The 19,500-nt window shown below is 41.2% G+C and carries 17 protein-coding genes and 1 tRNA gene; 10 read left to right on the top strand and 8 right to left on the bottom strand.

Annotated elements, in window-relative coordinates:
* Positions 1-46 precede the first annotated feature (46 nt).
* Entirely contained in the window at positions 47-889 is an 843-nt protein-coding gene (locus VRK28_RS05305; protein ID WP_062564874.1) for a MipA/OmpV family protein, read from the top strand.
* On the opposite strand, the gene VRK28_RS05300 is transcribed toward VRK28_RS05305, so the two are convergent.
* Genes VRK28_RS05300 through VRK28_RS05290 form a run of 3 tightly spaced genes read right to left on the bottom strand, consistent with a single transcriptional unit; the run spans position 873 to position 3,150 of the window.
* On the bottom strand, positions 873-2,063 hold the full coding sequence (locus tag VRK28_RS05300) for an ATP-binding protein (RefSeq protein ID WP_062564875.1): 1,191 nt from the start codon (positions 2,061-2,063) through the stop codon (positions 873-875). The genes VRK28_RS05305 and VRK28_RS05300 overlap by 17 nt on opposite strands.
* Positions 2,060-2,749, bottom strand: coding sequence for a response regulator transcription factor (locus tag VRK28_RS05295; protein WP_054560845.1), 690 nt, complete (start codon positions 2,747-2,749; stop codon positions 2,060-2,062). Before VRK28_RS05295 ends, VRK28_RS05300 begins: the two co-directional genes overlap by 4 nt.
* A complete protein-coding gene (locus VRK28_RS05290; RefSeq protein WP_062564876.1) occupies positions 2,749-3,150 on the bottom strand; it encodes a DUF3019 domain-containing protein in 402 nt (133 codons plus the stop codon). Before VRK28_RS05290 ends, VRK28_RS05295 begins: the two co-directional genes overlap by 1 nt.
* A 538-nt stretch (positions 3,151-3,688) precedes the next feature.
* Between VRK28_RS05290 and VRK28_RS05285 the strand changes: the two genes are divergently transcribed.
* From VRK28_RS05285 to VRK28_RS05275, 3 genes are all read left to right on the top strand, one after another.
* Positions 3,689-4,390 (top strand): DUF3581 domain-containing protein, encoded by a 702-nt coding sequence (locus VRK28_RS05285; RefSeq protein WP_062564877.1) that lies wholly within the window; start codon positions 3,689-3,691, stop codon positions 4,388-4,390.
* A 95-nt stretch (positions 4,391-4,485) separates the two neighbouring features.
* Positions 4,486-5,721 carry a DEAD/DEAH box helicase gene (locus tag VRK28_RS05280; RefSeq protein WP_062564878.1) on the top strand — a complete coding sequence of 412 codons (1,236 nt, stop codon included), beginning with the start codon at positions 4,486-4,488 and terminating at the stop codon, positions 5,719-5,721.
* Between the two features lie 48 nt (positions 5,722-5,769).
* A complete protein-coding gene (locus VRK28_RS05275; RefSeq protein WP_062564879.1) occupies positions 5,770-6,738 on the top strand; it encodes a sensor domain-containing diguanylate cyclase in 969 nt (322 codons plus the stop codon).
* On the opposite strand, the gene VRK28_RS05270 is transcribed toward VRK28_RS05275, so the two are convergent.
* Positions 6,735-7,691 (bottom strand): methylenetetrahydrofolate reductase, encoded by a 957-nt coding sequence (locus VRK28_RS05270; RefSeq protein ID WP_062564880.1) that lies wholly within the window; start codon positions 7,689-7,691, stop codon positions 6,735-6,737. The two genes, VRK28_RS05275 and VRK28_RS05270, sit on opposite strands and share 4 nt — an antisense overlap.
* 247 nt (positions 7,692-7,938) lie before the next feature.
* Here VRK28_RS05270 and VRK28_RS05265 point away from each other — a divergent pair, with 247 nt between their 5' ends.
* Positions 7,939-10,824, top strand: a complete 2,886-nt coding sequence (locus tag VRK28_RS05265; protein WP_062564881.1) for a M16 family metallopeptidase — start codon at positions 7,939-7,941, stop codon at positions 10,822-10,824.
* A gap of 35 nt (positions 10,825-10,859) precedes the next feature.
* Here VRK28_RS05265 and VRK28_RS05260 read toward each other — a convergent pair whose 3' ends face one another.
* From VRK28_RS05260 to VRK28_RS05250, 3 genes are all read right to left on the bottom strand, one after another.
* Complete coding sequence (locus tag VRK28_RS05260) at positions 10,860-11,801, bottom strand: sensor domain-containing diguanylate cyclase (protein WP_062564882.1); 942 nt, start codon at positions 11,799-11,801, stop codon at positions 10,860-10,862.
* Positions 11,802-12,082: 281 nt separating this feature from the next.
* Positions 12,083-12,400 (bottom strand): helix-turn-helix transcriptional regulator, encoded by a 318-nt coding sequence (locus tag VRK28_RS05255; RefSeq protein WP_062564883.1) that lies wholly within the window; start codon positions 12,398-12,400, stop codon positions 12,083-12,085.
* 3 nt (positions 12,401-12,403) lie between these two features.
* Positions 12,404-12,808 carry a hypothetical protein gene (locus VRK28_RS05250; RefSeq protein WP_062564884.1) on the bottom strand — a complete coding sequence of 135 codons (405 nt, stop codon included), beginning with the start codon at positions 12,806-12,808 and terminating at the stop codon, positions 12,404-12,406.
* Positions 12,809-13,146: 338 nt separating this feature from the next.
* On the opposite strand from VRK28_RS05250, the gene cysE reads away from it, so the two are divergent.
* Both cysE and VRK28_RS05240 read left to right on the top strand, forming a co-directional pair.
* Positions 13,147-13,971: a serine O-acetyltransferase gene (gene cysE / locus VRK28_RS05245; RefSeq protein WP_054560835.1), complete on the top strand. Its 825-nt coding sequence runs from the start codon at positions 13,147-13,149 to the stop codon at positions 13,969-13,971.
* 86 nt (positions 13,972-14,057) lie between these two features.
* Complete coding sequence (locus VRK28_RS05240; RefSeq protein WP_062564885.1) at positions 14,058-14,645, top strand: hypothetical protein; 588 nt, start codon at positions 14,058-14,060, stop codon at positions 14,643-14,645.
* Between the two features lie 2 nt (positions 14,646-14,647).
* Here VRK28_RS05240 and xseA read toward each other — a convergent pair whose 3' ends face one another.
* On the bottom strand, positions 14,648-15,982 hold the full coding sequence (gene xseA / locus VRK28_RS05235) for an exodeoxyribonuclease VII large subunit (RefSeq protein WP_062564886.1): 1,335 nt from the start codon (positions 15,980-15,982) through the stop codon (positions 14,648-14,650).
* Positions 15,983-16,116: 134 nt separating this feature from the next.
* On the opposite strand from xseA, the gene guaB reads away from it, so the two are divergent.
* The 3 genes from guaB (at position 16,117) to VRK28_RS05220 (ending at position 19,487) form a co-directional block, all read left to right on the top strand.
* Positions 16,117-17,586 (top strand): IMP dehydrogenase, encoded by a 1,470-nt coding sequence (gene guaB / locus VRK28_RS05230; protein ID WP_054551225.1) that lies wholly within the window; start codon positions 16,117-16,119, stop codon positions 17,584-17,586.
* Between the two features lie 100 nt (positions 17,587-17,686).
* Positions 17,687-19,264: a glutamine-hydrolyzing GMP synthase gene (gene guaA, locus VRK28_RS05225; RefSeq protein ID WP_054551226.1), complete on the top strand. Its 1,578-nt coding sequence runs from the start codon at positions 17,687-17,689 to the stop codon at positions 19,262-19,264.
* A 146-nt stretch (positions 19,265-19,410) separates the two neighbouring features.
* Positions 19,411-19,487, top strand: a tRNA-Trp gene (locus VRK28_RS05220).
* Positions 19,488-19,500: the final 13 nt, after the last annotated feature.

The following is a 19,500-nucleotide window of genomic DNA, read 5'->3' as shown; positions in this document are numbered from 1 at the left end:
GTTGTCATAGTAATTGTTATTTATGACATAAAGGTGAATTGCGTTAATGAAGAAATTGTTTGGCTTAGTATGTTGTTTAACTGCATCCACTGCGTTTGCGCAGGCTGATGTTAAACAACCTCAATTAATTAAAAAGTCGACAATACATGCCAGTATCACTGTGGGTTACGGGGGCATTGAAAACCCGGTACTTGATGCAGACGATGTCACTTCGCCAATTCTGCCAAGCTTTGCTTATTACGGTGATAACTGGTATTTCGATGATTTCTCTGTTGGCTACAGCCTCTATGAAACAGAGAACTTCTACGTTGATTTACTTGGGCGCTTTAATGATGATGGTTTTTTCTTTGAGCTGGATGGGGTAGATAAACTCTATGCCACCGGTGTTGTTCGTTCGAGCTCTGGGCGACCTACATTACCTACCGCATCACCGATTAACCTAACGCCTATAGAGCGTGACCTTTCTTACATGGCGGGGCTGTCATCGGCAGTAAACGTGTATGATAATATCTGGTTAAGTGCTGCGTATGTCCATGATGTAACCAATGTTCATAATGGTTATGAAATCTTGCTAAACGGCTATCAAGTATTTGAACTGTTTTCTGGTACTGCTGGCATTGAGGCGGGTATTAATTATAAAAATGAAGAGCTGATCGATTATTACTACACGGTTAATCCATCAGAAAGCAAAACGCGTTTACTAAGCTACAATTTAGAAAGTGCCACGAACTTCTACTTAAAAGTAAGTTACGAATATCCTATTAGCGACAGTTTCAGCCTTGACTTCAAACTTAAGCACACATGGCTTGATAGTAACTTAGCTAACTCACATATGATCAATAAAAACGGTTATTTCTCAGGTTTTACGGGAATTACTTACCACTTTTAGGCCAACTAATGGTGATCTCTGCACCGCCTGTTTGCGAACTGTTAGCCAAGCTAATTTTACCGCCATGCCAACTGGCAATACGATACACAATATAAAGTCCTAATCCATAACCACTCGCTAGTTTATCTCCTTCACCTTGTTTAAAAGGCTCAATTAACGCATCCGCATTAATTGGTAAGCCAGGTCCATCGTCTGTAATGCTTATACTGTAATAGCCCGCTTGTTCTGTGCTACTTATATGGATAGAGTGTTTTGCGTATTTTGTGGCGTTGATCAGTAAGTTTTGTACCGCGATTGCCATAAAGCTTGCTTCGCAATAGGCTGTGTCTACTTCAAGCGCAGGAATGAATTTGAGTTCTTTGTATAAATCAAATTTAGCAATTTCTGTGTTGATCAGTTTAGCTAAGTTAACTTTCTCCTGATTAAACACACTTTGTTGGTGCTCTAAGCGAGCGAACGATAAGTACTGCTCTAGACGTAATTCAATCTCATCGATATCGCGTTCTATTTGGCTACTTTCTTGAGATTCCAAATCGGCAATCGACAAAGCAAATCGCATACGGGTAAGGGGAGTGCGAATTTCATGAGAAATAATACGCGATAAGTCATTATGTAGCTGAACAAACTTATTGATGCGCTCAGACATATGAGTGAAGGTGCTGGCTAATGGCGCAATAGATGAATTTGGTTTTATATCAAGCTCTATGCGTTGCGGTTTTTTACTAAAGCGATGAGCTGCGCGTTGTAATAAGCTCAAATCGCGAAATACTGGGCGAATGAATAATAAGATCATCGAACCAAGTAAAAAGTAAAAGGCAAAAAAAGCAAGCCAGTCAGTTTTGGCTTGCGAAATCAAAGAAATGGGGCCAACTTTTTGGATGCTGCCGTTATTGCCTTTGAGGTATATATACTGCTGATTGTTTTCGGTGACGCTGATAATGCCATCTTTATCGAATTTAGCTTGTAATGAATCAGGTAAAACAAGCTCGTTTTGGTTAAAGGAGCTGATCCTCGTTTCTTTTTGCTCAGCTATTTGAGCAAGTTCAGCAACACTTATTTGCACACTCGGTATGTGCTCAGAAAAAAACTGATTATAAAGCTGGCCAAAAGCTAAAACTAAGGCAATTAAGCTTACCGTGATAATTAAGTACAGCTTAAAAAATTGTTGCTTCATATTTTTGAAATATCCAAGCTGTATCCTTTACCTCGTACAGACTTGATATCTAGCGTTTCTTTTTGCTCGCTAATGGTTTCTTTAAGCTTTTTACGTAAACGGCTAATTTTTAAATCAATCGCTCGGTCAAGTCCGTCATACTCACGGCCAATAACATGCTTGAATAATACCTCACGAGAAACCGGTTCAGGGGTGTTTTTCGCAAGGTAGGCAATGATCTCAAATTCACTTTCATTGAGATTCAATGCTGTGTTATGAAAATAGATATCGCGTTTTTTACTATCGATACGCAAAATATCAATTTGGTGCGAAAAGTTATCTTGGCCAACAGTGTGGGCGATAATCGTTTTAACTTTGGCGAGTAACAGTTCAGGCTTAATGGGTTTTACAAGGTAGTCGTAAGCACCTAGGTTTAAGCCCTTAATTTGTGATTGCACAGAATCCAGTGCCGTTAGAAAAATAACAGGGCAACTGTACTTTTCTTTCAATTGAGAAATTAGCTCAAAGCCATTGCCATCCGGTAGCATCACATCACAGATGATCAGTGAAGGCATGAAGGTGATTTCACTGCTACGGTACGCCTCGGCAGTATTAAATACATCTATGGTATAGCCATGCTTTAACAAAAACGTTTGTATTAAGCTTGCTAATTTCACATCATCTTCAATTAAAAAAATATGCTGCATTATAAACTCCAGCCAAAGCGCCGTTTTATTCGGTAATCTTTAGCTTCATAGCTTGCTATTGACAGTAGTTGTTGCTTAACAACTTGATTGCTCAATGGATCAATTAATTTCACTGTAAGCGGATGCTCAGTCTTAACCGTTAATTTCTCGATAATTAAACCACCTTGTTTGTAACACTGCGTATACTGAGGACGCTGAGTTATTTCTAAACAAAGTTCTTTAAAGGGAGCAACACGAAAATGAATCTGTATATTAAACTCACAGGCTTTTTGTTTTGCATCTGTCACACACACGGTGGGTGAGACTTTAAAAAAAGGTTGCTCGGGACTGTCATCGCTTAAACAAAGCGACGAAAAGCAAAGACAAAAAAACAGTAATAGCCAACTAAATCGGTTTATCATTTAACCAAGTCTCTGTTTTTTAGAAGTCTTTTCTTCAAAGTAACAATAACCATCGAAAGCTGATGTAACCTGCCCAACTCACTTTGAGTACTCATTTTTTTGCCGTTTATTATAATTATTATTTATGCAGCCTATGAGTGGCGATTACACGATAAAAAAGCGTGTCTATCATACCTCATTTATCGTTATAGCTACAAATAGGTGCTATGCAAAGCCAGTAATTTCAACCTATTGGCGTATTTTCTTTATATTCTAAAGTTAGCTTGTTGTTTTAAAAGGGAAACTGAATTTATATTTAGTTTTAGCTAATAGTTTTTCACTAAATTTAGTTGGGCCTTAGTCTTTACTATTCTGCGTTATTTGTTAATTGTTTCGTACAAATTGATACAATTTAAATTTAGCCTATCAAAACCACTATTTTAGCTCATGCATTTAAACATATGCTGAGCGCGTGATTAATAATTAACAGATTCGACCTCTATTTTCATTTTATCTGGTAGTATAGTCAGGTTATAAGTAGTTTAAGCAGTGAACAATTATGTTAAGTCCTTATTATCAGCAACATGCTGATTACGTTTCTATCTCACGTGAGCAAGGCTGTCGTTTTGCCAAGTTAGTGGCTGATGATTTCAATCCTTTACATGATAAAGATGCCAAAAAGTTTTGTGTGCCGGGCGATTTACTTTTTTCGCTGGTTTTAAACCGCTATGGCATCAGTGAAAAAATGGAATTCACGTTTGCAGGCATGGTTGATGAAAATTCAAAGCTGACTTTCCCTGAAGGGGCTGATGAGTTTGCGATCACCGATGGCGAAAAAGTCATGCTAAAAGTGAAACGAGAAGGGGCTATTAGCCAATGTCCTGAGTTAACAAATAGCTTAATCAAAAACTATGTTGAGTTCTCTGGCACGACTTTCCCGCACGTGATTATTCCATTGATGGGGAAGCAGGATGTGATGATCAACCCAGCCCGCCCAATGGTGATTTACGAATCAATGCTGATTAACCTTGATCGCCTTGATATCAGCGCACCTGAATTACAATTTGCTGAGCCTGATTTTGAGTTTACTGGCAAACGCGGCAAAATCACGCTTCGCTTCAACCTGTTAGAAAATGGCGAAAAAGTAGGGTCGGGTGAAAAACACATGCTTGTGTCTGGCATTCGTGATTATTGCCAAGCAACAGTTGATGACCTAATTAGTTTTTATAATCAACGTAAAGAATCACTTAAACCAGCGTAATCTTTACAATTGCTACAAAGGGCGCTCATTGCGCCTTTTTTGTTGCTGATGTTCCGCGTACAATAGCGCTTTTATAGCCAAATGTACTTCAGACTATGTCAGTAGCGACCTTTTCAGAATTAAATCTTGACCCTGCATTGCTAACAGCCTTGCAAGAAGAGAATTATCACACCCCCACAGCAATTCAAGCGCAAACAATCCCACTTATTTTAGCGGGTGCAGATGTAATGGGCAGTGCACAGACGGGAACGGGCAAAACCGCCGCGTTTGTTTTACCACTACTGCATAATTTGTTATCTGCTGAAGTACTCCCTGATGCCGTTAAAGTCCTAATTTTAACGCCGACCCGTGAGCTCGCTCAGCAAGTATTTGCAAGTGTAGAGCGTTATGCAGCGCATACTGAAATAAAAGCAGCACTGGCTTATGGCGGTGCTAGTATTGGCCCACAAATTAAAGCCATAAAAGGGGCGCAGATTGTAGTGGCAACACCAGGGCGTTTACTTGATCATGTGATCAAAGGCAGTATTAAACTTTCCAGCATTAACGCCTTGGTATTCGATGAAGCTGATCGCATGCTTGATATGGGCTTTATTGACGAAATTAAACGCATCTTGCGCCATGTGCCAAAAGAGCGCCAAACTTTACTTTTTTCAGCCACATTTGACGACAGCATCTTTAAACTCAGTAAGCAGTTATTAAATGATCCTAAATTAGTTGAAGTGAATAAACGCAACTCAGCAGCGGTTGAAGTTGAGCAGCTAGTATATGCGGTTGATGAAGACCGTAAACGCGAGCTGGTATCACACATGATTGGCATGAAAAATTGGCAGCAAGTACTGATATTCACTCGTACTAAACAAACCGCCGATGTGCTTGCTAAAGAAATGTGTAAAGACGGCTTAAAAACCGAATCTATTCATGGCGATAAAAGCCAAGGTGCGCGTGATAAAGCACTGCAAAATTTTAAATCAGGTGCGACAAGAGTACTGGTTGCGACAGATGTTGCTGCCCGAGGTCTTGATATTGCCTCACTCAAGTATGTGATTAACTATGAGTTGCCTTATGTGGCTGAGGACTACGTACACCGTATTGGTCGAACAGGGCGTGCTGGCGAGAAAGGGATGGCGATGTCGCTGGTTAGCATCGATGAGCAGTGGCTATTGGACGAAATAGATATCTTACTCGACACAAGGCTCACGCCGCAGTGGTTACCAGGGTATGAGCCTGATTTAACCAAAGAGCCAAAGCAAGTTCGTAAAAATACGAATAAGGCACGCCGCTCTCGTGATAAAAAACGTATTTTAGGGCAAAAAAGTAGGAGACGTTCCTAAATCTGGCATATATTTATACTATCCTCCGGCTAAAGTTGAGAGTTTAGTATGTTAGAAGAGAATAAATGGACGTTCCGCCGCGCTGATAAACAGTTCTCCTTAGAAAAGTGGCAGAAAACAATTGATCTCATGACCGAGTTGTTTTCTGCTCCCGCAGGCTTCATCGTTCATAAAACAGATGATGTCTATCGTATTATCGTCTCCAGTGAGCAACAAGAAAATCCCTATGATGCCGGGGCTGAATTAAGCGCCGACGATAATATCTTCTGCAAAAAAGTACTGCGTGACATGGCACCGCTTTATGTTGATCACGCCAGTCAAGATAGTCAATGGGATGACAGCCCACTGGTAAAAGATGGTTTTGAGTCTTATCTTGGGGTGCCAATTAGCTGGCCAAGTGGTGATCCGTTTGGCACCTTTTGTGTTATGGATTTTAAACAAACCCATTATCAACAGAGCTTTTTAGAACTAATCGAGCAGCTTCGCGATATGGTTGAAGATGACCTTGCACTGTTAGACAACTTTACGCAGATGCGTGAAATTGCCATGCTCGATTCACTCACTAATATTTATAACCGCCGTGCAATAGATCTGCTTTGCCAACATAAATTAAATATATCGAAACGTCTTGGTTTTGATATTAGTTGTTTATTTATCGATATAAATAGCTTTAAACCACTCAATGATACGTATGGCCATGAAGTGGGCGATCTCGCACTGATTTGTTTAGCTGACACGATGAAAGAATGCCTACGTGAAACCGATATTATCGGCCGCTTAGGGGGTGATGAGTTTATTGCGTTATTGCAAGTTCAGCCCGGTGATTGCGTAGACAGCATCGCTGATAAGCTAAACACCACTTTCCAAGTGAATTTAGAGAAGAGGGGCATTCCTGTCACGAGCTTAAGTATTGGTTCAGGGGTAATAGCTCAGCCAAAAGAAAACTTTGCTGAGCTATTAAAACGAGCAGATGAAGACATGTATGAGAAAAAGCAAGCCTCTAAGGCTGCACGTTAAGCTATTTGCTTCTCAGCTAGGTTTAATTCCATGGTTGCTTTAAGTAAACGATAAAGGTTAATTGACGCATCAATTTCTTCTTTACGATTGGTTAAGCTCTCAATATTTAAACCTAGCGGTACATCTAAATGTGCGCAGCTTTGTAAAATTAAGTCGAGATTCTCACGGCAAATACGCACTGATTCACTCAATGTATTTGCCGAATCTAACATACGGTACTTAGTTGCTTCTGGTACTGAGATACCTAACCATTCCATAAACTCTAAGGTTTTTTCACCACCACAAGGGGTAAACGTTAGAATAATGCGTTTTGGTGTTGTGCCTTGTGCTTTACAGCTACGCGCATAGCTAGTGATCAAATCAATCGTTGCTTGAGCATTGTAAACCGCTTGCGAGATGAAAAACTTACAACCTTGTGCTGTTTTTTCAACTAAACGCTCATGTTCATTGCGTTTGCTGGCATGACGCTCTGCAATAGTAACGCCACCTAAAAATACATCATTGTTCTGTTTTGCCAGCGTTTTATATGCATCAGGTAGGCTTAATTTGATATCGCCATGAGATGATGGACTACCCACTAACACTAAGTTTTTTAGTTCAAAGTCGTTACGTGTTTCGTTTAACCACTCGGTAAACTCTGCTTCTCCACGCTGGGCAACACTTTTATAAGTGATCACATCAAGTTGCGACAAGCTACGTAGTAACTGACTGTATTCACGGGGATCTACCGTTTCTTTAAACGGAAAAGGACGCGGCTTTGCAATACGGCTACTTTCATCTTGAATGTCGTAGATGATTACACCATCGTATTCAATTTCGTGTAAACGACCAAGTAGCTTCTGAGCAATGGTCTCAAGCTGTGCTTTATCAGTACCTGACTTTGGTGGTGTGGTACCAATTAGGTAGACGCCTTGATTGGTGTCTTCAATTTTCTCTTGTAATGATAAAGCCATAATCCTCATTCCAGCTCGTGCTAATGTCTATGACAAATAATATAGCAGCCATTTAGACGTCTAGATAGATTTTTTTCTTGAAAGTTTTTCAATGACTATGAATTTTACTCAAGTTTAAAGCTGAGCGTTTCGCAAAATTGACACACCTGTTTACATAAATTATTGCTCTGACCCTCATATTTTCAGGCGCTTTGATGCATAATCAAGCAGCAATGATTATGAGAAAAATAACTAACAAGGGAACATTATGAAATTTAGATTATTAGCAACCAGTGTTGCTGTAACACTTGCTTTAAGTGGCTGCGCAAGTAACTCACAGTCAACTATGGTTAAAGAAGTCGAAATTGAGCAGCAAGTAAGCCAAGATGATAACCGTGTATTTAGCCAAGATTATCTATTAGAAGAGCTTGAGAATGGCCTTCGCGTGATGGTCGTTAAAACAGATTACCCTGATGTTGTGTCACTGCAAATTCCAGTATCGGTTGGTTCACGTAATGAGGTTGAAGCAGGTAAAACCGGTTTTGCACACTTCTTTGAGCATATGATGTTTAAAGGCTCTGAAAAATTCCCACAAGATGTGTATTCAGATATTTTAAAAAACTCAGGTGTTGATAATCGCGCGTATACGACTAACGATTACACTAACTATCACTTAAACTTCTCAAAAGAGCACTTAGATAAAGTGCTCGAAATTGAAGCTGATATTTTCCAAAACCTGACTTACAGCGAAGAGCAGTTCCGTACTGAAGCGCTGACTGTAAAAGGTGAGTATTTAAAGAATAATGCTAGCCCAATTCGTAAGTTACTTTCTGCGGTTCGTAACGAAGCATTCGAAAAGCATACCTATAAGCACACCACCATGGGCTTTTTCGAAGACATTGAAGCCATGCCTGATCAAATGGCCTATGGTAAAGAGTTTTTCGCTAAATTTTATAAGCCTGAGTATGTATCTTTAGTCATCGTAGGTGATGTTGATCCACAAGAAACCATGGCAATGGTGAAAAAGCATTGGGGTAATTGGAAAAAAGGCGATTACCAAGCAGATATCCCTGTTGAACCAAAGCAACAAGCCGCAAAATATGTACATGAAAAAAATGATGGTTTACCAGGCCACTGGTTGCTTGTGTCATACAAAGGCACTGCATGGGATCCTACTCAAAAAGACCGTGCCGCTCTTGATTTGATCTCACAGCTGTATTTCTCTAACAACTCGGCACTTTATCAAGAGCTTGTTGTTGATAAACAAATTGCCAGCCAAATGTTTACCTATAACCCAGATACTAAAGATCCGGGTTTACTACATGTTTTTGTAAAAGTCGAAAACGAAGCGGACCTTGCGAAAGCCCGTGATGCGATTAACCGTACTTATGCGCAAGCACGTACTGAGTTAGTTGATGCACAAAAGTTAGCGGATTTAAAATCAAACCTAAAATACAGCTTTATTAATGGTCTTGATTCATCGCAGTCAATTGCGTCAACGCTTGCAAGCTACATGCATTTTGAACGCGACCCTGAGGTTATTAACCAACTGTACGCAACTGCTGATAGCATCACGCCAGAAGATATCAAAGCGGTAGCAAACAAATATTTTGTTGATCCGAGCCGTACCACGGTGACAATGTCGGCGCTTGATAAAGTGGCTGGTTTTGAGCAAGAAGTTGATTTAAATGCCTTGGTTGCCAGTATTGAGCAAGCCCCAACAGAGCGTCACTTTAAAGTACTTGATAAAACCAATAGCTCACCACTGGTTGATGTTAACTGGTTATTTAATACCGGCGCAGCGGCTGATCCACATGGTAAAAAAGGTTTAGCAGCACTCACTGCAGCGATGCTAGCGCAAGGTGGCTCAGAAACGATGAGCTACAAAGATATTCAAAAAGCGTTATATCCACTAGCGGGAAGCTTTGGCTATCAAATCGATAAAGAGATGATTTCACTACGCGGCCGTGTACATAAAGACAATGCCGCGCAGTGGTATGCACTTGTTAGCGACCAGTTGTTAAACCCTGGCTTTAGAGAAGATGATTTTAAACGCCTGAAAAAAGAGCTTATTGATAGCATTAAAGCAGGTCTGAAAGCGTCAAATGACGAAGAGTTAGGTAAAGAAGTGCTATATCATCAGCTTTATAAAGGCCATCCGTATGAAAGCTATAACTATGGTGATTTATCAGATCTTGAAGCACTGACACTTGACGATGTAAAAGCGTTTTATGCTAACCAGTTTACTCAATCTAAATTAACAGTGGGTCTAATTGGTGCGATTCCGAGTGATGTTAAATCGACTATGCTAAAAGATTTAACATCGCTTCCGCAAGGTAAAGAAAGCCGCTTAACGATCCCTGATGCGCCAGAACTTAAAGGTCATCATGCAACGATTGTTGAAAAATCAGCGCAATCTACCGCTGTGTCATTTGGTTTCCCAATCGATACAATTCGTAGTAGCGATGACTGGACAGCGCTTTGGTTAGTGCGTTCTTACTTTGGCGAACACCGCAGCTCAAACAGCTTCTTGTATCAGCGTATTCGTCAAACCCGTGGTATGAACTATGGTGACTATGCATACATTGAGTACTTCCCACGCGGTATGTTCCAAACTAAACCTGATGCTAACTTAGGTCGTTCAGAGCAAATTTTCCAAGTGTGGTTACGTCCGCTTCGTTCTAATAACGATGCGCACTTTGCAACGCGTACGGCATTATTTGAACTTGATAAGCTAATTAAAAATGGCATCAGCAAAGAAGATTTTGAAGCGACTCGTAACTTCTTAATTAACTTTGTGCCACAAATGGTTGCAAGCCAAGATCGCCAATTAGGTTATGCGCTTGATAGTGAGTTCTATAACACTGAGAGCTTTGTTGACTATGTGCGCGGCAAGCTTGAAAAGCTAACCCTTGATGATGTTAACCGTGTTATTCGCGATAACCTGCAAACAGAGAATATTCACTATGTGTTTATTACTGGTGACGGCAAAGACATGCAAAAACGTTTAGTTTCAGAGCAAACATCACCTATGGTGTATAATGCTGAAAAACCAGCAGAACTTGTTGCTGAAGACAAAGTGATTGCTGACTATAAACTTGCAATACCAGCGAAAAACATTTCAGTACTTGATGTCGAAAAAGTATTTCAGTAATAACTGGATAAAAAAGCTCTAATCAATGCCCCTAATTAGGGGCATTGTTCTAGGTTTAATGGCTCGATGTTATCAGCAATTACAAGCTGATTTCGGCCAGCTTCTTTTGCTTGATAAAGCGCGTTATCAGCCATTTCAATGAGTAACATGGCATCATCAATGCTACTAGGGTAGATAGTTGCTAAACCAATACTAACCGTTAAGGGATGACCGGCAAGCTCTGGTAGTTGAAGCGTATTTAGCGCTGCCATAAACCGCGTCACGAGTTTTTGTGCTTGATGGCTTTGCGTATTACCGAGTACCAGTACAAATTCTTCACCGCCGTATCTAGCGCACAAGTCACCAGGTCTGCGAGTATAATCTGGTAATAGTTTTGCCACTTCTTTTAAGCAAATATCACCCACCAGATGACCAAAGTTATCGTTAAGAGACTTAAAGTTATCAAGGTCAATCATGGCTAACGACAAGGGGTGTTTTAAACGTGCACAGCGACTCCACTCTTGCTTATAAAAATCATCAAAATGACGTCGGTTAGCTATTAGTGTGAGGCCATCGATACGGGCGAGTTCTTGTACTTGCTGCTCGGCGATTTTACGTTCGGTAATATTTATATGGCTGATGACGATAAAGCGTTTTGATGCATGCTCGAAGGGCACTGCTCGCATTAAAAACCAACGCTTGTCGGTATTGCTATGACATGGATATTCTAGGTAATACTCGGTTAGTTGTTGGTTTATAACCTGACTAATACCAGATAAAGCTTGTGCACCAAACTCATCACCTTGCTGTGCAGCTGATTGACATATTGCGAGGTAGTTTTGCTCTTCCCACTGGGTATTACACTGGCAATTATTTTCATCGCCAAAAGTTTGCCAACTGCGATTCACAAATTGAATATCACCTTTCTCATCAATTACAACAATATGTTTTGAGATCGTATCGAGTATTGATTTTAGAAACTCTTTTGATTCAACCACATTCGTTCCTAGCCACTATCACTTTTTTAAGATTAGCAATAAATGCTGGGTTTTCACCGTGGTTTACATAAAAAACAATTAATAAGGTATTTGTAGGTGCTGATATGAAAAAACTGCCAGCACCTAGCTCAACGCTCAGTTCTGACAGTTATATTTTATTTATATGCTTAGAAATGCTAAAGCATTGCGCCAATTTTAACTGCTAGCGCAAATAGCATGGTTGCTATTACAAAGCCGATAAGTGTAGCGTAGCCGCGTTGTTCTTTGGTCATCTATCACTCCTAAAAAATAACAAATACCGTTGCCATACCAAGGGCAAAACTGACAAACGAAGAAGCCGCTACGATTGCAGCGAGATTTTGCTTACTCACTGCATGTGTTGTGCTTTGTTCTGATACTTCGTCATCGAGCTTAATAAGCTCACCTTGGCGCACTTCAAAAACTGCGCATAGGCCCATGGTGGTTTCTTTTGATGCCGCACCTTCTTTTTCAACTCGTTGAATGGTACGTAGGCTTACATCACAGGCATCGGCTAGTTGCTGCTGCGTCCAATCGAATTTAAGTCTAAGTGCTTTTATTGTATTTGGGTTCAGTTGCATTACTTACTTCCCAAGAAATGGTTCAATAAAAGTAACAACTGCATAACCCGATATTGCCCCACCAATAAAACAGCCTAAGGTAACCAAAGCTACTTGTTTTGGATTATCAGTAAGTGAGGTTTGTGTGCTCTGTTTAACTAATTTGTCAGCTTTATAAAACGAACATTCAAGCTTGCCTGTCAGTATATTTTTCATCTCGAATTTGACTGCATAAGCATTACCTTGGTAGCTAAAGTCATGATGGCTTTTAAAACCGAAGCTGCGTTTTTCACTTACCAATTCGTCGTTTACATATACTTTTTCTTTACCGCTCATGATGTGACCAAAGCAAGCGATTTGGTTGTCACCATCTTGAAAGTAAAATTTATAACCTAGCTTGTGTGAGTTTAGTACGTCGTTTTTCATCATCGTTTCCTTGTTAAGTTGATGATGTAAATTTAATGATTATTTTTGTTTTTTACGCCGTCAGCGATATGTCAGTGCCTATTTTGGCATATGACAGACAAGATGTCATATCTGTCTTGTTATTGAAAAATAAGCACTTTAATTAATTTGCTCGGCTAGAGTCAGAATTTGCTACTGTCATATGCGGTTGGCAAAAAAGCACAGTAAAAAGAGTAAAAATAGGTGTTGTTACTCTGGTTATTAGATATAACCAGAACAAATAAACAGCGGGTTAGTACATCTTGCTACAAATCCGTTAAACTTAAGGCTTAGCAGTTAGGTACAACCAGAAAGGCAAAATTATGCGTCATGAAATTTGGCAAAAGCTTCGAGATGAAGCAAACGAAGTCGTTTCCCGTGAACCGCTTTTAGCAAGTCACGTTTATTCGTGTGTGTTAAATCATGAATGCTTAGGTTCGGCGCTGAGCTTTATTGTTGCAAATAAACTTGCAGATGCGGTGGTATCAGCATTTACTATCCGTGAATTATTCGACCAAGCCTTTGTTAAATGCGATCTAATGCTGACGCATGTGGCTCATGACATAAAAGCAGTTAAAGATCGCGACCCTGCGGCCGATAGTTACTTAACTGTTATTTTGAACCTTAAAGGCTTCCATGCAATACAAGCACACCGACTCGCAAATTGTTTATGGCAACAAAACCGAAAAGAGCTTGCTCGCTTCATTCAAAGCAGAACCTCAGAAGTATTTGGCGTTGACATCCATCCTGCTTGTAAAGTTGGTCATGGTATTATGTTTGACCATGCAACTGGGATTGTAATTGGTGAAACAGCGGTTATTGAAGATAACGTATCGATTCTACAATCTGTAACCTTAGGTGGTACAGGTAATGAGCAAGGTGACCGCCATCCAAAAATTCGCGCCGGTGTATTGATTGGTGCGGGTGCAAAAGTACTAGGTAACATCGAAGTGGGAGAGGGGGCACGTATTGGTGCAAACTCTGTCGTGTTAAGTGCGGTTCCAGCACACACAACTGTGGTTGGCGTGCCAGCTAAAGTGGTCGGCAAACCGAGCTGTCCCTGTCCAGCAGAGAGCATGAACCAAAACTTTTTAGATGATGGTACGACTACCGCTAGTAATGCCTCCCACACCAGTGCTATGTTGTAGTTTTACACTTTAAAAGAGCAATGGAATTGTCTAAGTTATCCTTCGGATTAGCTGTTACAGCGTCATTTATTTGTGGCGCTGTCGCTATGTCACTTTTTCAACCTACTCCACAACAGCCACACACTTATCAGCAAGAATTTGTTGAAGAACAAATAGTTCAAGCACCAGAGCAGCAAGTCACTGCCATAGCGCCTGTTATTAATAAACAAGTCGCTGAAGTTAATTCATATAGCTCAGCAGCTGTTAGCAAAAGTGAGCTTGAGCAACAAATAGCAGAGTTAAAGTTACAAGTCGAAAATCAACAAGCGGTGATTGCTAGTTACCGTTCAAGTGCGATACCTCCACAGCAAATCGACTCACACCTGGATGAACTTTATACCTTGTTAGAAGAGCAATCTCGGGATGAGGCTTGGGCCTACCAAGTTGAAACAGCTATGAGTGATTTTTTAATCATGGCCGATTTACCAGTGCAACCACAGCTTAGTGTCTCAACATGCAAAAGCTCTGTGTGTCAGTTTAAGCTATTGCAACCAGAGGATGTTGATGATTTGCCAAGCCATTATTGGCGCAACATGACCGATAAAATGATGGAGCAAACCTGGTGGAAGCAATTTAAATTTACCTCCACCACCTCAAGTGACGATAGTCTAACAATCATTGCAAGCACGGAGTAATTTTATACAACTTTTGATTGCAGTTGACCATCAGCAAGCTCGGTGGTTATAAGCTCACCTACGCTTACATCGTTAACCGATTTTACTACGCCACCTTGTTGGTTTTTAGTAATGCTGTAACCACGAGCTAACACACTAAGTGGACTCACAGAATCTAAACGACTCGCTTGTAAAGAAAGCTGGTTTCGAGAACTTGAAAGTTGCTGTTGCATCGCTTGTGTAAGACGGGCATGTAATTGCGTGAGCTGATGCTCGCTTTTCGCTAACTGCTTTTCGGGTGAGCGTTGCATCAAACGTGGTGTTAGGTTAGCAAGTACTCGCTCATATCGCTGGATTTTGCCACTCATTGCGCTGTGTAAGGCCAAACTAAGTTCATCGAGTTTTTGCGCTTGTTGATTGAGTTGATTACGGGGATGGCATAGCTGCAAGCGATGCTCAAATTGAGTGGCAGTACTGCGTTTTACAGCTAAAGAGTGTTTAAAGGCATGATTTAAGTGCCTAACTAACTGCGTAACTTTGTTATGTAGCTCTTCGGTATTTGGACTAACTAGCTCGGCGGCTGCAGAAGGTGTTGCGGCGCGAATATCGGCAACATAATCACTGATTGTGGTATCGACCTCGTGACCAACGGCGCTAACAATAGGTAAGCGACTTTCAAAAATAGCGCGAGCTAGTTGCTCATGGTTAAAACACCACAAATCTTCGAGTGAACCACCACCACGACCTAATATAAGCACATCTACTTCGTTGCGCTGATTGGCGATGTTTATTTTTTCTATTAATTGGCTGTGGGCATCTGCACCTTGCACCATAGCTGGGTAAATCACGACTTCAAGCTGCGGAGCACGGCGTTTAAGTACCGTTAGAATATCGCGTATAGCCGCACCTGTGGCTGAGGTGATTACCCCAACACGATTAATATTAGTTGGTAATGGTTTTTTATGGGCTGAGCTAAATAGACCTTCGGCAGCTAAGCGCATTTTTAGCGCATCAAATTCTTGTTTTAATAAGCCTTCACCTGCAGGGGCCATATGCTCAACAATCAGCTGATAATCACCACGAGGTTCATATAAAGATACGCGGGCACGCACAGTTACTTGTGCACCATTGCTCGGGCGAAAAGTTTGGCCGCGATTATTGCCACGCCACATTGCCGCTTTTACCTGTGCTCGGTCGTCTTTTAAAGTGAAGTACCAGTGTCCAGATGCAGGGGCTATAAAGTTAGAAATTTCACCATTTAAGATAAGCGATGAAAAGCCTTGTTCTAAAACATGGCGAATTTCCTTATTTAGGCGCGAGACCGTGTAAACAGGCTGTGTTGATTGCGTAAAAGCCATTAAAAACCCCAGTAAAAAATTCTCTGTGTACTTTAACACAAATAAATGAATAATTTTATTTACTCGTGCTCACAACGCTGATAAAATTTGGCCGCAATTCCTTATACTCAGATCCACATGTGAGAAGTTGCACTATGCTAAGAATCGCTAAAGAAGCTCTTACCTTTGACGACGTACTTTTAGTACCAGGTCATTCTACTGTTTTGCCACACACGGCAAATATTTCAACTCGCTTAACGCGTGGTATCAATCTTAACTTGCCGCTAGTTTCAGCATCTATGGATACTGTAACAGAAGCACGCTTAGCGATTGCTTTAGCGCAAGAGGGCGGTTTAGGTTTCATCCACAAAAACATGACAATTGAAGAGCAAGCTAAAAACGTTCGTAAAGTTAAAACTTACGAAGCGGGCATTGTTTCTTTCCCTGTTACTGTGACTGCGGATCTTACAATTGCTGATGCTATCGCGCTTTCAGAAGACAAAGGTTTTTCAGGTTTCCCTGTAACCGACGCTGACAATAACCTTGTTGGTATTGTGACAAGCCGTGATATGCGTTTTGAAACGAAACTTGAGCAACCTGTTTCTACAGTAATGACGAAAAAAGAATCGTTAGTGACTGTTAAAGAAGGTGCAGACCGTGATGAAATCTTAGGTCTAATGCACGAGCACCGTATCGAAAAAATTCTCGTAGTTGATGATGCATTTAAACTCAAAGGCATGATCACTGTAAAAGATTATCAAAAAGCACAAGACAAGCCGCATGCATGTAAAGACGAGCAAGGTCGTCTACGTGTAGGTGCAGCTGTTGGTGTTGGCGCGGGTACTGATGAGCGTATCGCAGCACTTGTTGAAGCAGGTGTTGACGTATTACTTATCGATACATCACATGGCCACTCACAAGGTGTTATCGACCGTGTTGCACAAACACGTCAAGCATACCCAGATCTACAAATCGTAGCAGGTAACGTTGCAACAGCTGAAGGCGCGATTGCCCTTGCTGATGCAGGTGTTGATGCTGTTAAAGTTGGTATCGGCCCTGGTTCTATCTGTACTACTCGTATCGTAACAGGTTGTGGTGTTCCACAAATTACTGCTATTTCTGACGCAGTTGAAGGCTTAAAAGGCCGTGATATTCCTGTTATTGCTGACGGTGGTATCCGTTTCTCTGGTGACATCGTAAAAGCACTTGTTGCTGGTGCATCATGTGTAATGGTGGGTTCAATGTTAGCCGGTACTGAAGAAGCACCGGGTGAAGTTGAGCTATATCAAGGTCGTTACTACAAATCATACCGTGGTATGGGTAGCCTTGGTGCTATGGACCAAAAAGAAGGTTCATCAGACCGTTACTTCCAAAAATCGAACGAAGCAGACAAGCTTGTTCCTGAAGGTATCGAAGGCCGTGTTGCTTATAAAGGTCCTATCGCGACAATCATTCACCAACAGGTGGGCGGTCTACGCAGTGCAATGGGCTTAACTGGCTGTGCAACAATTGAAGAGTTAAATACTAAACCTCAATTTGTTCGCGTAACTTCAGCTGGTATGGGTGAGTCACACGTTCACGACGTGCAAATCACTAAAGAAGCGCCAAACTACCGCTTAGGTTAATTACCTTAAGGTATTGAAATTACATGGGCTAGCATTTGCTAGCCCTAATTTATTGATCATCTCCCTTTGGGAGAGCAGTTCCTGACTAACGAGATACTCCATGAGCAAAGACATTCACGATTCACGAATTCTCATTTTAGATTTTGGTTCGCAATACACACAGTTAATCGCACGTCGTATACGTGAGATTGGTGTTTACTGTGAGCTATGGGCATGGGATGTAACTGAAGAGCAAATCCGCGAATTTAATCCACAAGGTATTATTTTGTCGGGTGGCCCTGAGTCTACAACACTTGAAAACAGCCCACGTGCTCCTGAGTATGTATTTAACGCAGGCGTTCCAGTACTTGGTATCTGTTACGGCATGCAAACAATGGCAACGCAACTAGGTGGTAGCGTACACAGCTCTGATAAGAAAGAGTTTGGTTATGCGCAAGTTGAAAAAGTAGGTAACTGTGCGTTATTCGATGCTATCGAAGACCACATTACTGACGGCGGTGCAGGCGTACTAGACGTTTGGATGAGCCATGGCGATAAAGTGATGGAAGTACCAGAGACTTTCAAAACAACTGCTAAAACTTCAACATGTCCACATGCAGCAATGTCTTGGGAAGAAAAACGTTTTTACGGCGTACAGTTCCACCCAGAAGTAACTCATACTCACCAAGGTTTACGTTTACTTGAGCGCTTCGCGATTGATATCTGTGGCTGTGAAAAGCTATGGACACCAGCTAAAATCATCGACGATGCTATTGAGCGTATTAAGGAAACTGTAGGTGATGACGAAGTTATCTTAGGCTTATCTGGTGGTGTTGATTCATCTGTTGTTGCCATGCTTATTCACCGTGCAATCGGCGACAAACTAACGTGTGTATTCGTTGATAACGGTCTCCTTCGTTTAAACGAAGGTCAGCAAGTTATGGACATGTTCGGTAACAAGTTTGGCCTAAACATTGTTAAAGTAGATGCTGAAGATCAGTTCTTAGCAGACTTAGCAGGTAAGTCAGACCCAGAAGATAAGCGTAAAGCGATTGGTCATACCTTCATTAAAGTTTTTGATGAGCAAGCTAAAAAGCTGAAAAGCGCTAAATGGTTAGGTCAAGGTACTATCTACCCAGACGTAATCGAATCTGCTGCATCAGCAACAGGTAAAGCTCACGTAATCAAGTCTCACCACAACGTAGGTGGTTTACCAGACGATATGGAAATGGGCCTTGTAGAGCCGTTACGTGAGCTATTCAAAGATGAAGTACGTAAAATTGGTCTTGAGCTTGGCCTACCTTACGACATGCTTTACCGTCACCCATTCCCGGGTCCTGGTTTAGGTGTTCGTGTACTTGGTGAAATCAAGAAAGAGTACTGTGACTTACTACGTCGCGCAGATGCTATCTTCATCGAAGAGCTACACAAAGCTGAGCTATACCATAAAGTAAGCCAAGCCTTCACTGTATTCTTACCAGTTAAATCGGTAGGTGTAATGGGTGATGCGCGTAAATACGACTGGGTTGTATCACTCCGTTGTGTAGAAACAATCGACTTTATGACGGCACGTTGGTCACACTTACCTTATGAGTTCTTAGGTGTGGTTTCTAACCGTATCATCAACGAAATCGATGGTATCTCTCGTGTTGTTTACGATATTTCAGGTAAGCCACCGGCAACAATCGAGTGGGAATAATTTTATTATTCTGACCTGAATTGGTACAAAAACGGCGAATTAGCTTGCTAATTCGCCGTTTTGTTTATTTAAGAAGCAGTTAAACTAAAAACTGTGTTTTTTTACTTTACCTTTGAAAAAAGCTCTATATAATTCGTCGTCATTGCAGGGGCGTAGTTCCAATTGGTAGAACAGCGGTCTCCAAAACCGACGGTTGGGAGTTCGAATCTCTCCGCCCCTGCCATTTCTTCCTTCTT

The sequence above is a fragment of the Pseudoalteromonas sp. P80D2 genome, from assembly GCF_036680945.1.
Lineage (GTDB): Bacteria > Pseudomonadota > Gammaproteobacteria > Enterobacterales > Alteromonadaceae > Pseudoalteromonas > Pseudoalteromonas shioyasakiensis.
This window is presented reverse-complemented; position numbering and strand designations above follow the sequence as displayed.

Excerpts from the sequence above, each read along its gene's own strand:
- VRK28_RS05305 (WP_062564874.1), top strand. The coding sequence starts at position 47 with ATGAAGAAATTGTTTGGCTTAGTATGTTGTTTAACTGCATCCACTGCG.
- VRK28_RS05300 (WP_062564875.1), bottom strand. The coding sequence starts at position 2,063 with ATGAAGCAACAATTTTTTAAGCTGTACTTAATTATCACGGTAAGCTTA.
- VRK28_RS05295 (WP_054560845.1), bottom strand. The coding sequence starts at position 2,749 with ATGCAGCATATTTTTTTAATTGAAGATGATGTGAAATTAGCAAGCTTA.
- VRK28_RS05290 (WP_062564876.1), bottom strand. The coding sequence starts at position 3,150 with ATGATAAACCGATTTAGTTGGCTATTACTGTTTTTTTGTCTTTGCTTT.
- VRK28_RS05285 (WP_062564877.1), top strand. The coding sequence starts at position 3,689 with ATGTTAAGTCCTTATTATCAGCAACATGCTGATTACGTTTCTATCTCA.
- VRK28_RS05280 (WP_062564878.1), top strand. The coding sequence starts at position 4,486 with ATGTCAGTAGCGACCTTTTCAGAATTAAATCTTGACCCTGCATTGCTA.
- VRK28_RS05275 (WP_062564879.1), top strand. The coding sequence starts at position 5,770 with ATGTTAGAAGAGAATAAATGGACGTTCCGCCGCGCTGATAAACAGTTC.
- VRK28_RS05270 (WP_062564880.1), bottom strand. The coding sequence starts at position 7,691 with ATGGCTTTATCATTACAAGAGAAAATTGAAGACACCAATCAAGGCGTC.
- VRK28_RS05265 (WP_062564881.1), top strand. The coding sequence starts at position 7,939 with ATGAAATTTAGATTATTAGCAACCAGTGTTGCTGTAACACTTGCTTTA.
- VRK28_RS05255 (WP_062564883.1), bottom strand. The coding sequence starts at position 12,400 with ATGCAACTGAACCCAAATACAATAAAAGCACTTAGACTTAAATTCGAT.
- VRK28_RS05250 (WP_062564884.1), bottom strand. The coding sequence starts at position 12,808 with ATGATGAAAAACGACGTACTAAACTCACACAAGCTAGGTTATAAATTT.
- cysE (WP_054560835.1), top strand. The coding sequence starts at position 13,147 with ATGCGTCATGAAATTTGGCAAAAGCTTCGAGATGAAGCAAACGAAGTC.
- VRK28_RS05240 (WP_062564885.1), top strand. The coding sequence starts at position 14,058 with ATGTCACTTTTTCAACCTACTCCACAACAGCCACACACTTATCAGCAA.
- xseA (WP_062564886.1), bottom strand. The coding sequence starts at position 15,982 with ATGGCTTTTACGCAATCAACACAGCCTGTTTACACGGTCTCGCGCCTA.
- guaB (WP_054551225.1), top strand. The coding sequence starts at position 16,117 with ATGCTAAGAATCGCTAAAGAAGCTCTTACCTTTGACGACGTACTTTTA.
- guaA (WP_054551226.1), top strand. The coding sequence starts at position 17,687 with ATGAGCAAAGACATTCACGATTCACGAATTCTCATTTTAGATTTTGGT.